Source organism: Blastococcus sp. LR1, assembly GCF_020166105.1.
Classification (GTDB): domain Bacteria; phylum Actinomycetota; class Actinomycetes; order Mycobacteriales; family Geodermatophilaceae; genus Blastococcus.
Genome location: NZ_JAIUJY010000001.1, coordinates 499,630 through 511,969, shown reverse-complemented (window position 1 = coordinate 511,969; position 12,340 = coordinate 499,630). Strand labels below are relative to the sequence as shown.

14 protein-coding genes are annotated in these 12,340 nt (G+C 69.6%); 13 read left to right on the top strand and 1 reads right to left on the bottom strand.

What is annotated here, in order from left to right; all coding sequences use genetic code 11:
* Positions 1-10 precede the first annotated feature (10 nt).
* The 6 genes from LBW97_RS02490 to LBW97_RS02465 all read left to right on the top strand — a co-directional run bounded on the left by LBW97_RS02490 (position 11) and on the right by LBW97_RS02465 (position 6,115).
* Positions 11-1,270: a M23 family metallopeptidase gene (locus tag LBW97_RS02490; RefSeq protein ID WP_224497826.1), complete on the top strand. Its 1,260-nt coding sequence runs from the start codon at positions 11-13 to the stop codon at positions 1,268-1,270.
* Between the two features lie 271 nt (positions 1,271-1,541).
* On the top strand, positions 1,542-2,786 hold the full coding sequence (locus LBW97_RS02485) for a M23 family metallopeptidase (protein WP_224497825.1): 1,245 nt from the start codon (positions 1,542-1,544) through the stop codon (positions 2,784-2,786).
* Between the two features lie 381 nt (positions 2,787-3,167).
* Positions 3,168-3,845: a DUF1775 domain-containing protein gene (locus LBW97_RS02480; protein WP_224497824.1), complete on the top strand. Its 678-nt coding sequence runs from the start codon at positions 3,168-3,170 to the stop codon at positions 3,843-3,845.
* Between the two features lie 116 nt (positions 3,846-3,961).
* On the top strand, positions 3,962-4,834 hold the full coding sequence (locus tag LBW97_RS20310) for an STAS domain-containing protein (RefSeq protein WP_224497823.1): 873 nt from the start codon (positions 3,962-3,964) through the stop codon (positions 4,832-4,834).
* 152 nt (positions 4,835-4,986) lie between these two features.
* Entirely contained in the window at positions 4,987-5,397 is a 411-nt protein-coding gene (locus tag LBW97_RS02470; RefSeq protein WP_224497822.1) for a DUF6153 family protein, read from the top strand.
* An 82-nt stretch (positions 5,398-5,479) separates the two neighbouring features.
* Complete coding sequence (locus LBW97_RS02465; RefSeq protein WP_224497821.1) at positions 5,480-6,115, top strand: DUF305 domain-containing protein; 636 nt, start codon at positions 5,480-5,482, stop codon at positions 6,113-6,115.
* A 235-nt stretch (positions 6,116-6,350) separates the two neighbouring features.
* Here the strand turns inward: LBW97_RS02465 and LBW97_RS02460 are convergent, their stop codons facing one another.
* Positions 6,351-6,758: a four-helix bundle copper-binding protein gene (locus tag LBW97_RS02460; RefSeq protein ID WP_224497820.1), complete on the bottom strand. Its 408-nt coding sequence runs from the start codon at positions 6,756-6,758 to the stop codon at positions 6,351-6,353.
* 114 nt (positions 6,759-6,872) lie between these two features.
* Between LBW97_RS02460 and LBW97_RS02455 the strand changes: the two genes are divergently transcribed.
* The 7 genes from LBW97_RS02455 (at position 6,873) to LBW97_RS02425 (ending at position 12,307) form a co-directional block, all read left to right on the top strand.
* On the top strand, positions 6,873-7,253 hold the full coding sequence (locus tag LBW97_RS02455) for a helix-turn-helix transcriptional regulator (RefSeq protein ID WP_224497819.1): 381 nt from the start codon (positions 6,873-6,875) through the stop codon (positions 7,251-7,253).
* Between the two features lie 246 nt (positions 7,254-7,499).
* Positions 7,500-7,766, top strand: coding sequence for a heavy-metal-associated domain-containing protein (locus LBW97_RS02450; protein ID WP_304505388.1), 267 nt, complete (start codon positions 7,500-7,502; stop codon positions 7,764-7,766).
* A gap of 310 nt (positions 7,767-8,076) precedes the next feature.
* The gene (locus LBW97_RS02445) at positions 8,077-8,898 is read left to right on the top strand and encodes a potassium channel family protein (RefSeq protein WP_224497818.1); all 822 of its coding nucleotides are present in this window, start codon (positions 8,077-8,079) and stop codon (positions 8,896-8,898) included.
* Positions 8,899-9,057: 159 nt separating this feature from the next.
* A complete protein-coding gene (locus LBW97_RS02440) occupies positions 9,058-9,363 on the top strand; it encodes a metal-sensitive transcriptional regulator (protein ID WP_224497817.1) in 306 nt (101 codons plus the stop codon).
* Between the two features lie 77 nt (positions 9,364-9,440).
* On the top strand, positions 9,441-9,644 hold the full coding sequence (locus LBW97_RS02435; protein WP_224497816.1) for a heavy-metal-associated domain-containing protein: 204 nt from the start codon (positions 9,441-9,443) through the stop codon (positions 9,642-9,644).
* 78 nt (positions 9,645-9,722) lie between these two features.
* Positions 9,723-9,893: a hypothetical protein gene (locus tag LBW97_RS02430; RefSeq protein ID WP_224497815.1), complete on the top strand. Its 171-nt coding sequence runs from the start codon at positions 9,723-9,725 to the stop codon at positions 9,891-9,893.
* A 53-nt stretch (positions 9,894-9,946) separates the two neighbouring features.
* Positions 9,947-12,307 carry a cation-translocating P-type ATPase gene (locus LBW97_RS02425; RefSeq protein ID WP_224497814.1) on the top strand — a complete coding sequence of 787 codons (2,361 nt, stop codon included), beginning with the start codon at positions 9,947-9,949 and terminating at the stop codon, positions 12,305-12,307.
* The last annotated feature ends 33 nt before the right edge of the window (positions 12,308-12,340 follow it).

The following is a 12,340-nucleotide window of genomic DNA, read 5'->3' as shown; positions in this document are numbered from 1 at the left end:
ATTCGCCGCCTTGGCGACGCTGCACCAGATCGTCCGCACGCCCGAAGACTCCCCTGCAGTCGCTGTCGGTCGGCGATTCCGCACCAGCCGGTTCCGCGCTTCCCGGGCCGGCTCCAGCCTCGCTCGGTCCCGGCGCACCGGCCTGGTCGCTGCCGCGGCAGCGCTGCTGATGGGGCTGTCGGCCGCGACAGCACTCACCGCTCAGGCCGACCCGCAGTCGGATCGCGAGGGGCCGACCGCTGAGGTCCAGAGGATCTCAGAGATGGTCGCGACGGCGGAAAGAGACCTGGAGCGATTCACCGTGAAGGCGGAGGCTGCAGCCGACGCGTCCCGAGCGGCGACGGAGGCGCTCCTGGAGGCGGAAGCCGAGGCAGCCGCCGCCGCGGCTGAGCTCGAGACGGCCCGTGCAGCGGTCGACCGGGCGCAGGACGACGTCGCCGCCCTGGGGCGGGAGGCCTTCATGGGTGCCGACCCATTGGGCGACGCGGCCGTGCTGCTGGACAGCGCCGGGCCCGACGATGTGCTGGAGCGAGCCGCGACGCTCGATCTCCTCGGCGAAGACCGCGCACAGCGACTCGCGGAGTTCGAAGCGATTCGGGGGCGGCAGGAGCGGGCGGACCGGGCGGCCCGAGGTGCGGTTTCCGAGCGCGACGCGGCCGCACGCGCCGCCGTCGAGACCGCAGCGGTAGCCGAGACGCAGCTCGCTGACTCACAGCGGGCTTACGACGCCGTGGCCGCACAAAAATCGGCCCTGGACGCTCAGCTTCGCGACGCGGAGATCCAGCTGCTGGCTGCACGGGGAGTGGCGAACCCGTCCGCCGCCCGCGATCAGCAGAAGCGCGCGGACCTGGCGCTGGCGCGCGCCGGTAGTGCTGCCCTCGTCGCCGGACAGGTGACCTCCTGCTACGGAAGCCGGTCCGGTGCCATGCACAACGGCGTGGACATCGCCGCCCCCATCGGCACACCCATCTACGCCCCGGCTCCTGGCGTGGTGCTTCAAGCCGGACCGGCGAACGGCTTCGGTCTGGCCGTCTACATCCAGCACGCCGACGGCACCATCACCCTCTACGGCCACATCAACCAGTACTTCGTGAACGCAGGACAGCAGGTCGCCGCCGGCCAGCAGATCGCCGAGGTGGGCAACCGGGGGCAGTCCACGGGCCCTCACCTGCACATCGAGACCCATCAGGGTGGGCTCTACCAGAACCGTGTCAATCCGGCGCCGTGGCTCGGTGCCCGTGGTATCACGCTCGGCGGGAGCTGTGGCTGACCCGCCTCGCAGGGGATTTACCACCGACCGTGACCCCCTGGCATGACTGAGTAATCAAGGCCGCGTGGCGGTTGTGCAGCGTGTTGCCGGAGCTACTAACGGTGATAGTGGGACTCTCCTCGAGCTCGTCACACCCGTCCCCCTGGAGCGCCCCATGTCCCAGCGCCGTCTCTTCCGGCCGGTCGTCCTCAGACTCATCGGACGGCCCGGTGGCCCACCGCAGATCCTAGGTTGTCCGGGCCCGCGCCCGTCGCGGACCACGTTGCTCGGTGTGCTGGCCGGCGTCTTGCTCGTTGCCTCCGGCGCGCCGGTGCTCGCGGCTCCCGCGCCCCCCAACCCCACGGACGGGCAGATCGGTGCCGCGCAGAGCGAGCAGGACGCCGCAGCCGCCGAGGTCGGGCGCATCGCCGGCCAGGTCGCGGTCGCCGAGGCCGAGCTCGAACGCGTCGGTATCCAGGCTGAGGCGGCGGGTACCGCCTACCTGCTCGCCGAGGACGCGCTCCTGCAGGCGCAGGCGGTAGCGGAGCAGGCGGCAGCTGAGCTCCAGGCGGCCGCGACCGCCGTCTCCAATGCCGAGGCCCGTATCGGCCGATTCTCCCGCGACAGCTACATGAAGGGGTCGACGCTCGCGGCTACGGCAGCACTGTTGGATGCAGAGGGCCCGGGGGAGCTGATCCAACGCGCAGCCCTGCTCGACTACGTGGGGGCCAACGAGGTCGACGTGCTAGGCGAACTCCAGGTGGCCAAGGTCGCGCACGCCAACGCCGACTCCTCCGCTCGCGCAGCCCGCGACGAGATGGCCGCCGCCGAAGGGGCGGCGCAGGCCGCGAAGGCGGACGCCGACGCACGACTGGCCACTCAGCAGAGCGCCTACGCCGAGGTGGCAGGTCAGAAGGCCAGGTACGAGGCAGAGCTGCAGGCCGCCCAGATCCGGCTGCTGGAGGTGCAGGGGGCGCGTGACGCCCATCAGCAGTGGGTGGCTCAGAAGCAAGCCGAAGAGGCTGCCGCAGCAGCGGCAGCCGAGCGCTCTGCCCGGGAGGCCGCCGAGGCGGCAGCAGCGGCGCGGAACAACGGCCCCCATGATGGTGGTGGTTCGGGTGCGTCGTCCGGCTATGTCAAGCCGTTCTCCGGACGGGTCACCAGCTGTTTCGGCGCACGCTGGGGCACCAATCACAACGGGCTGGACGTCGCCTCTTCGATCGGCACGCCGCTCTATGCCCCCGTTTCGGGAACCGTCAAGCGTGCCGGGTCGGCCACCGGCTTCGGTCTGGCTGTCTACCTGCTCGGCGACGACGGCGCTGTGTACGTCTACGGGCACATCAACGACTACTTCGTCCGCACCGGAGACCGTGTCGTGGCCGGCGAGCAGGTTGCGGAGGTCGGGAACAGGGGGCAATCGACCGGACCGCACGTGCATTTCGAGGTCCACCCGAACGGGGCCATGTACAGCGGAGCGTCGGATCCGGTCGGGTGGCTGAACGCCCGCGGGATACGAGTGGGAGCCTGTGGAGGCTGACGATGTCCTCGGCCCGTCTCGCAGGGGGAGTGTTGGGTCCCAGCCGTTCGAGTGGCTCCGTTGTACGCGGAAGTGCGTGGCGGCCAGTCTGCTCACACGGCCTGGTCCCACGTCACCTTGCCGGGCTAGGTCGGTCCATGGGGTCGTGACGGACGCATGGCAGCCGCTGCGGGTTGGCGGATACGCGCCACGGCGGTGGTCGGGGATCTGTGGCGCCCCTCACGGATCTGGGTGCCGCCGAGGGGCGGCTGGTCGAAATCCTCGCCGTGACGTCCGGCCGGACATCTCGGTGGATCTGGGTGGGGCGGGAACTTCTTGGGGACAGCAAACGACTAGCGGTCTGTGACCAGCTTCGTTCTCCAAAGCGGCCGACGAGCCGCCGTGACGACCGTCGTCTTGCTTGGCCTCGTGCTTGCCGGCGCAGGGCCCGCGAGCGCACACATGGAAGCGACTGCCGAGGGAGCTCAGGCCGGTACGGGGCCGGTAACCGTGGCGTTCTCCGCAGCGGCCGAGTCAGACACCGCCGGCATCGTCGGGGTGAAGACGCAGCTGCCCGCCGGCATCCTGCCGGGGTCGGTCTCCCTGGCGTCCGGACCCGCGGGGTGGATTCTGACCCCGACCGCAGACGGCTACGAGATCGGCGGTCCAGCGATCGCGCCGGCCGTGGACGCGGAGTTCAGCATCGCGATCGCACGGCTCCCGCGAGACGTGACCGAACTGCCGTTCAAGACTCTGTTGCGCTACTCCGACGGACGCGAGGACGCCTGGATCGAGTTGCCCAGCCCTGCTAACCCGGAGCCCGAGAATCCGGCGCCGACCATTGCCGTCGCTCCCGCCCCTGCCGACGCGACGACGGCTGCTACGCCATCCAGTCCGGCTCCGGCAACTCCAGGCACGGAGGGCGCGCTGTCGGCGGAGGCCCAGGACGAGCCGGCAGAGGTGTCGGCAGAGGACCAGTCGAGCACCACGGGGCCGACTGTGGCCATCGTCGTCCTCGTGGCGGCGGCGCTCGCGGGTGCCTTCTGGTTCTGGCGGTCACGCGGCTCGCGCGGGGCTTGAGCACCTGGTCCGCGCATGGAAGGGCGCGTCGGTTCGCTGCCGCGGCCCACGAGGCCCGTTCGGCTGACCGGCCTGAGGTCTGTGGCGACTCGGGCTGTCGGGGTACCGACCGAACTGTGGCCTCCGCTTCTACTAGCCTTGCTAGTAAGCAAGCCAGCGACAAGCTTTCCTGCCGAAGGACTTGGATGACGACCGCCTCAGGAACACGCGAGATCCCGTTGCCACGACAGTCCGTGTGGCAGGCGCTGACCGTCCTCGCCCCGTACTGCCCGGTCTGCGACGTCTCCTACATCTTCTCCGACGGCACAGATGAAGAAGGCAGTGCGACGATGGGCAAGGGCACCCGATTCGTCTGTGTAGCGGGTCGCCTGGACGGCGCACCACCGCCGCAGGGCGCGGTCAAGGGGGAGGTCGTCGAGTGGGTGCCGCAGCGTCGTATCGAGACCCGCTTGGAACTGACGTCGGAGCGCTGGCACACCCGCATCGAACTGGCCGACGCGGAAGAGGGCTCTACCGGCGTCACCGTGACGGTGACCCACGAGCCCGGGCGTGGCAGCCGGCTGCTGCGCGCCGTGCGACGTAGGTCGATGCAGCGGACGGTGCAGCGGACCGTTCACTCGGAGCTGGCCAAGCTGCCGGATCACATGCAGCAGGTGGCCGAGGATCGCAGCCCTTCCCTCCCGAAGGAGCGGAGATTGAGTTCCATCGAGCACGAGGCAGCCGGTCGAGTGCTTCATCTCCGAGGCGAGGTGGACGCCGCAGTCGTCCAGCAGCTGGAGCTTCAACGGCAGCTCGAGGAGCTGGCGGTCGTAGCGATCGACGTCCGCGAGCTCACCTACATCGACTCGACGGCGTTCGCCCCCCTGCTGCGGTGGGCGCAGCGCGCTTCCCGCGCCGGCCGCCGCGCGGTCGTCCGAGGCGCCAACCAGGACTTCGATGACACGCTGGGCGTCATGGGCATGACGGCGGTGTTTGTCAGGGAACGATGACATCGCGACACGTCGGCCCGCTGAGTGCCGCGCTGCCCACGCCTCCACGCGCCGATGCTCGCCCGTGCCCGCGCCGGGTCTACTATGAAGGATAGGAACTTCAGCGGGGAGGGGAAGTCGTGACTCCAAGACGCTTGGGCATCTTGCTTCTCATGACTGCGGTCTTCTCCATGCACGGCGTCGGCTCCGTCGGTGCTGATCCGAACGCTGCTACGCCGGTGACCGTGGATCACGGCATGGGGACCCCAGATGGGGGCGCGACATCGGTGCAGACGAGCGCCGTCGACGACGTCCAGCTGAAATCATCCTCGGTGAGCAGCCCAGTAGCGGCGAGCCACGAGGTGCCGGTAGACGACCCGAACCACGGCGCCGCCGAGCACTTTCTGGCCGTCTGCCTGGCAGTTCTGCTCGCCGGTCTGATGTGGCTGATCGCATCCGTCAGACCCCGCAGATCGGTGAGGGCGGCGGTGTGCGGCATGGGCGCGCGGTCACGACTCGACATGGCTTTGTTCCGGCCACCGCGACCACCTGACCTGTCTTCTCTCTGTCTCCTTCGGATCTAGGCCGACTCATCCGGCCCCGTTCAGTCGTGCACTGGCCGGGGTCAGACGGCTCGCCCACATCCAAGATCTTTAGGAGACAGATATGACCCGCACGACCGCTCGATTTGTCCGACTCGCCGGGGGCCTCATCGCCGGCACCGCCGTCCTCAGCGGCTGCTCCGGCGGCTCCATGGGCAACATGGACATGGACAGCAGTGCTGAGAGCAGTGCCAGCCAGTCGGCGGAGTTCAACGATGCCGACGTCGCCTTCGCCCAAGGCATGATCGTTCACCACCAAGGCGCCCTCGAGATGGCCGACATGGTTGCAGGCCGCTCGGAGGATGCACGCGTGATCGACCTGGCCGGTCGGATCCAGGCCGCGCAGGACCCGGAGATCGAGTCGATGACCGGCTGGCTCGAGGACTGGGGGCAGCCGACCTCCGCCGGTGAGTCGGGCTCCATGGGCGGCATGGACGACATGGGCGGCATGGACGACATGGGCGGCATGGACATGTCCGAGGAGGCCATGTCCGGCCTCGAGGGATCTTCTGGTCGCGAGTTCGACCGCATGTGGCTGGAGATGATGACCGAGCACCACCGGGGCGCGGTCGAGATGTCCCAGACCGAGATCGCGGACGGCCAGAACGCCGACGCCGTGGCCCTGGCCGAGCAGATCGTCAAGTCCCAGAACGCCGAGATCGAGGAAATGCTGAACCTGCTGAGCCAGTTCGGGGGCTAACCCCACCGGGTGGCGCTGTCGGCGTGCGTCGGCAGCGCCACCCACCTCCGCCCCGGCGCCAGGGTGGGAAGGACTGATGATCTGGCTGCGTGGATGGCTGGCGACGACGGGGTTCGGCAGCTCGTTCCTGTGACCGGCCGGGGCGCGACAGAGCGGCAAGGGCCCCGGGACGTGCGACTGCCGTCGGTCGCCCACCAGGACGGTGCTTCCGGCGGGCGACCGACGTCGATCGGTGTCAGCCCAGCGAGGAGATGAGGTCCCGGCAGGCTGCCTCGCAGCGCCGGCAGGCCTCGGCGCAGACGCGGCAGTGCTTGTGCATCTCAGCGTGCTGGCTGCACTCGTCGCCGCAGGCCTTGCAAGCGGCTGCGCACGCTTCGAGGACGGCGCGGGTCAGGTCGGCGTCGTAACCGGTGTGCCGGGAGAGCACCCGGCCAGTGGTGTCGCAGATGTCGGCGCAGTCGATGTTGGTGCGGATGCACTTCGTGAGCTCGGCGACCATGTCCTCGCTCAGGCAGGCATCGGCGCAGGCGGTGCAGGCCTGCGCGCACTCGAAACAGGCCTCGATGCACTCGAGGAGCTTCTGCTTGTCGATCCCGCCGAGGTCCTTCGGGTAGGTGTCGAGCATCTGGGCGGCCGCGGACATCGTTCCTCCAGGGGGTAGGCGCCGGACGGCTCGGATGTCGCCCGGGATCATCGCCGACAATTCATGCGGTACCCGCAGAGTCGTACGGGTAAGGGTGCGCCGGAGGTGTTTTCGGTGTCCGAAGCAGAACACGCACACCCGGTCGACCCCGAACGGGTCGCCCACGCCCGCGCCCGCCTTCCCGGCCGGGAGGAGGCCGCCCAGCTGACCAGTGTCTTGAGCTTGATGGCCGACCCCACCCGTGCGCGCGTCCTCTTCGCGCTGGACATGGTGGAGGAGCTCTGCGTCGGCGACCTCGCCCTCGCCCTCGAGGCGAACGAGGACGCCGTCGGATACGCACTTCGGCTACTCCGGACTGCTGGGCTCGTCGCCAACCGGAAGCAGGGGCGGGTCGTCTACTACCGCCTCGCCGACGGGTTCCCCGAGCCACTCCGGGAGCACTGCCTGCGACAGCTCATCGTCCTCACGGAGAGATCGGTGCCGGAGGAGGAGTGAACGGGTCGGCGCTACTTCGGCCGGAGGTGCCGCGCAGGCGCTCTGACGCCGGCACGTTGCGAGCAGATACCCCAGGGGGGTAAGGTGACGTCACGGCCGGGGCAACGACGGCTCCCGCGGGGCGACGACGGCACGGTGTGAGCAGTTCCCGCGATGTCGGGTCGCCCACATGCGCTGTCCGACGTCTTCCACGTCCCGGACCGACACGTACAAGCGCACGACAAGCAGCTCGAGAGGACAACAGCCATGAGCACCAGCACGTACACCGTCAGCGGGATGACCTGCGGGCACTGCGTCGCCTCGGTCACCGAGGAGGTCAGCCAGGTGCCAGGCGTTACGGACGTGAACGTCGACCTGGCGAGCGGTGGGCTCACCGTGAGCAGCGAGACCGCCGTGGACGACGCCGCCGTGCGGGCCGCGGTGGAAGAGGCCGGCTACACGATCGTCACACCGATCGGGGAGGTCTCTCCGGCTGGCGGCTCGACGTCCGGCTGCGGGTGCGGCTGCAGCTGAGAGGCTGGTCCGTGGGCGCCTGCTCCCACGGCAGCGGGACTTCTCGGGCTGCTGCTCTGCCCAGCAGTCCGAGGATCCCCGCCGCGGGCTTCCGTAGCCAGACGTGTGGTTCGGCATCAGGTGCCGGCATGCGTCGAGCGGCCGCGCACCCACGGTTGACACACCCGCTTCGACTTCACCCCAGGCGCTCGGGTGTCGTCCGGGCCCCGGACGGCGCTGGTTGACGAGTATCGAAAGGTTCGGTGAGAGGCGCCCATGGACTGGCTCATCTCGGCTCGGCGCGCTCGTCGTGCTGTTGGTCCTACGGGACATGTTCCACACCATTTGGCACCCCAGCGGGCAGGGGTCCATCAGCGGGCTGGTCATCCAGGCGGTGTGGCGGGGGTCGCGGTGGCTCAAGCGTCGTGAGAAGCAGAGCTCGGTGGTCGGGCCCCTCGCCATCTTGTGCGTGATCGTCGCCTGGCTCCTGTTGATCGTCATCGGCTGGACGTTGATCTACTGGCCGCACATGGCCGAGGGCTTTTCCTTCAGCTCCGGCCTCGTCCCGTCTCAGCGGTCCGACCTCCTGGACTCGCTCTACGTCTCCTTCGTGACCGTTGCGACGCTCGGCTACGGCGACATCGTCCCGACGTTCACCTGGCTGCGGCTCGCAGCACCGCTGGAGGCCCTCATCGGTTTCGCCCTGCTGACCGCGGCGGTGTCGTGGATCCTGCAGATCTACCCCGCGCTGGCCCGTCGGCGCGCCCTGGCCATCCGGCTGGCGCTTCTCGAACGCAGCGGCGCCGCAGAGGCGCTGTCGACGCAGGATTCGTCCGCGGCTTCCACGCTCCTGCACTCGCTGGCAGGGGAACTGGTCCAGGTCCGCGTCGACCTCACCCAGTACTCGGAGACGTACTACTTCCGTGAAGGCGATCCGAACGCTTCCCTCCCGGCGAAGCTCCCGTACCTGCTACAACTGGCCCGGGCCGCGGAGGAGTCGGCGCGGGATGACCTGCGTCTGGCGGGCCGTGTCGTGAGCGAGGCAGTCGACGACTACGCCTACCTCCTCGGGCAGCAGTTCGTGGCTCGGGACGATTCCTCCCCGACGGTGCTTGCGCGCTACGCCGCCGACCACGGGTACGGCGGCGCGTAGCTCCCGGTGGCGCTCGTCGACGTCCTTCCTGGCCGGGGGCGAGGCTGCAGCCGATCTCGGGGTCGGAGAAGACGTCTCCGGGCGTTCGAGTGCCAGTTGTGGGAATACCCCGGAGGGGTACCGTGGTTTCCGGATCGATACAGCCGTGGAGAGGACGAGATGACGCATCCGGAGGACGCTGGCGGGCACGGGTACATCCACCGCAAGGACGACTACCTCAAGCGCCTGCGCCGCATCGAGGGGCAGGTCCGTGGGCTCCAGCGCATGGTCGAGGAGGAGAAGTACTGCATCGACATCCTCACCCAGGTGTCCGCCAGCACGAAGGCGTTGCAGTCGGTGGCCCTGGGGCTCCTCGAGGAGCACATGAGCCACTGCGTCGTCCAGGCAGCGGCGGCCGGCGGGCGGGAGGCTGACGAAAAGGTCAAAGAGGCGTCCGAGGCCATCGCACGCCTGGTGCGCTCCTGACCTGCAACTGAACTCCTGGGGCTTCCGGGAGGGCGCACCACACCGCCCGTCCAATGACGAATCAGGAGGACACATCGATGAGCACCGCCACCTACACCGTCGTCGGCATGACCTGTGGGCACTGCGTCAACTCCGTCACGGAGGAAGTCAGCCAGGTCCCCGGCGTCTCCGACGTCGCTGTGGACCTGCCCACCGGAGAACTGACTGTCAGCAGTGAGAGCGACGTCGACGAAGCAGCCGTGCGTGCCGCCGTCGAGGAGGCCGGCTACGGGCTTGCCTGACGCCCTTTGTCCGGGTCTCGATGCGCGCGGTCGCGACGCCCGGGTGACCCCGTCGCCCGCGAGAGGAAGGAGTGGGATGTGAACGCAGCTACCAAGCTCGGGGCCTACTTGGCGGCGTTGGCGGTCGTCTTCGCTGGAGCCTTGGCCGTCGGCAACGCCGTCGGCCCGGTCGGCCCCGCGGCCGACCCAAGCCCAGTCGTGCAGACCGAGGACGGGCACGGCGGGATGGACATGGACGGCGACGGCTGAGCGGTACGCCGCAGTCGCCTGCAACACCTCGGCACCACCGACAGGAGAACCCGATGAGCTCCGCAACGAACGCCACGACGCCCACGCCGGGCGGTGAGCAGGTCGAACTCGCCATCACCGGCATGACCTGCGCGTCGTGCGCAGCGCGGATCGAGAAGCGGCTCAACAAGCTCGACGGAGTCACCGCCACGGTGAACTACGCCACCGAGAAGGCCAAGATCAGCTACGGCGGGGAGGTCAGCACCGACGACCTGCTCGCCGCCGTGGAGAAGGCCGGGTACTCGGCCCGGCTGCCGGAGCCGCCCCGTCCAGAAGGCGCCGGTGCGGCGGTCGATGGCGCGGACGACAACGACCCCGTCCGGGCGCTGCGCCAGCGACTGCTGGTGTCGACTGCGCTGACCGTGCCGGTCATCGCGCTGGCGATGGTTCCGGCGCTGCAGTTCACGTACTGGCAGTGGCTGTCTCTCACCCTCGCCGCGCCGGTCGTCGTGTGGGGTGCTCTGCCGTTCCACCGCGCCGCCTGGACGAACCTCCGTCACGGCAGTTCCACCATGGACACGCTCGTGTCGATGGGCACGATCGCCGCATTCGAGTGGTCGCTGTACGCGCTCTTCCTCGGCACCGCCGGAGAACCGGGGATGATCCACCCGTTCGAGCTGACCATCCGTGCCACCGACGGTGCGGCGAACATCTACCTGGAGGTGGCCGCCGGCGTCACTACCGCCATCCTGGCCGGGCGGTACTTCGAGGCGCGCTCCAAGCGGCGGGCCGGGGCGGCGCTCCGCGCGCTGCTGGAGATGGGCGCGAAGGAGGTGTCGGTCCTGCGCGGGGGCCGCGAGGAGCGGATCGGCGTCGAGCGGTTGACCGTGGACGACCTGTTCGTCGTCCGGCCGGGGGAGAAGGTCGCCACCGACGGTGTCATCACCGAGGGGTCATCGGCCGTGGACGCCTCCATGCTCACCGGCGAGAGCGTCCCGGTCGAGGTCGGCCCCGGTGACTCCCTCGTCGGTGCCACCGTCAACGCCGGCGGACGCATCGTCGTGCGGGCCACGCGCATCGGGTCGGACACCCAGTTGGCACAGATGGCGCGGCTGGTCGAGGACGCGCAGAACGGCAAGGCCGAGGTCCAGCGCCTCGCCGACCGGGTGTCCGGCATCTTCGTGCCGATCGTGATCGCACTCGCCGTCGCAACCCTCGGTTTCTGGATCGGCACGGGAGCCGGTATCTCGGTGGCCTTCACCGCCACCGTGGCCGTCCTGATCATCGCCTGCCCGTGCGCGCTCGGTCTCGCTACTCCCACCGCCCTCATGGTCGGCACCGGCCGTGGCGCTCAGCTCGGCATCCTGATCAAGGGGCCCGAGGTTCTCGAGTCCACGCGGAAGGTCGACACCGTCGTCCTCGACAAGACCGGGACCGTCACCACCGGCCGGATGACGCTTCTCGACGTCGTCCCCGCCGACGGTGTGGACGGCGACGAGCTGCTGCGGCTGGCCGGTGCGCTCGAGGACGCCTCCGAGCACCCGATCGCGCAGGCGATCGCCAAGGGTGCGACGGAGCGGGTCGGAAGCCTGCCCCCCGTCGAGGGCTTCACGAACGTCGAGGGCCTCGGCGTCCGTGGCGTCGTGGACGGCCATGCGGTCCTCGTGGGCCGGACGCGACTGCTGGCTGACTGGTCCCAGCACCTCCCGGCGGATGTGGAGCGCGCCAAGGCGGCAGCCGAAACGGCGGGCAGGACGGCAGTCGTGGTGGGGTGGGACGGCGCAGTGCGCGGCGTCCTGGTGGTCGCCGACGCCGTCAAGGCAACGTCGGCCGAGGCGATCAGGCAGCTGAGGGGCCTGGGGCTGACCCCGGTGCTGCTCACCGGCGACAACGCAACGGTCGCCCGCTCGGTGGCCGCCCAGGTGGGCATCGACCAGGTCATCGCAGAGGTCCTGCCGCAGGACAAGGTCGACGTCGTGAAGCGGCTCCAGAGCGAGGGCAAGGTCGTCGCCATGGTCGGGGACGGCGTGAACGACGCCGCCGCTCTGGCGCAGGCCGACCTCGGTCTGGCCATGGGCACCGGTACCGACGCGGCGATAGAGGCCAGCGATCTGACCCTCGTGCGCGGCGACCTCCGGGCCGCCGCTGATGCGATCAGGCTTTCCCGCAAGACGCTGAGCACCATCAAGGGAAACCTGTTCTGGGCCTTCGCCTACAACGTGGCGGCACTGCCGCTGGCGGCCGCCGGCCTGCTCAACCCGCTGCTGGCGGGGGCGGCAATGGCTTTCTCCTCGGTATTCGTGGTCTCGAACAGTCTGCGGCTGCGCCGGTTCAAGGCGCTCGCGGCAAACCGTACGGATGGCGGGGCGGCGGTGAACCGCCGCCCCGAGACCATGCCGGCGGACGGTGCGCCGGTCGGCGCCTCGGGAAGCTGACGGGGGCGGCGGCCCGCCGCCCCCACCGTCGCC

Coding starts and splice junctions, on each gene's coding strand:
- LBW97_RS02470 (WP_224497822.1), top strand. CDS start 4,987: ATGACTGCGGTCTTCTCCATGCACGGCGTCGGCTCCGTCGGTGCTGAT.
- LBW97_RS02465 (WP_224497821.1), top strand. CDS start 5,480: ATGACCCGCACGACCGCTCGATTTGTCCGACTCGCCGGGGGCCTCATC.
- LBW97_RS02460 (WP_224497820.1), bottom strand. CDS start 6,758: ATGTCCGCGGCCGCCCAGATGCTCGACACCTACCCGAAGGACCTCGGC.
- LBW97_RS02450 (WP_304505388.1), top strand. CDS start 7,500: ATGAGCACCAGCACGTACACCGTCAGCGGGATGACCTGCGGGCACTGC.
- LBW97_RS02445 (WP_224497818.1), top strand. CDS start 8,077: ATGTTCCACACCATTTGGCACCCCAGCGGGCAGGGGTCCATCAGCGGG.
- LBW97_RS02440 (WP_224497817.1), top strand. CDS start 9,058: ATGACGCATCCGGAGGACGCTGGCGGGCACGGGTACATCCACCGCAAG.
- LBW97_RS02435 (WP_224497816.1), top strand. CDS start 9,441: ATGAGCACCGCCACCTACACCGTCGTCGGCATGACCTGTGGGCACTGC.
- LBW97_RS02425 (WP_224497814.1), top strand. CDS start 9,947: ATGAGCTCCGCAACGAACGCCACGACGCCCACGCCGGGCGGTGAGCAG.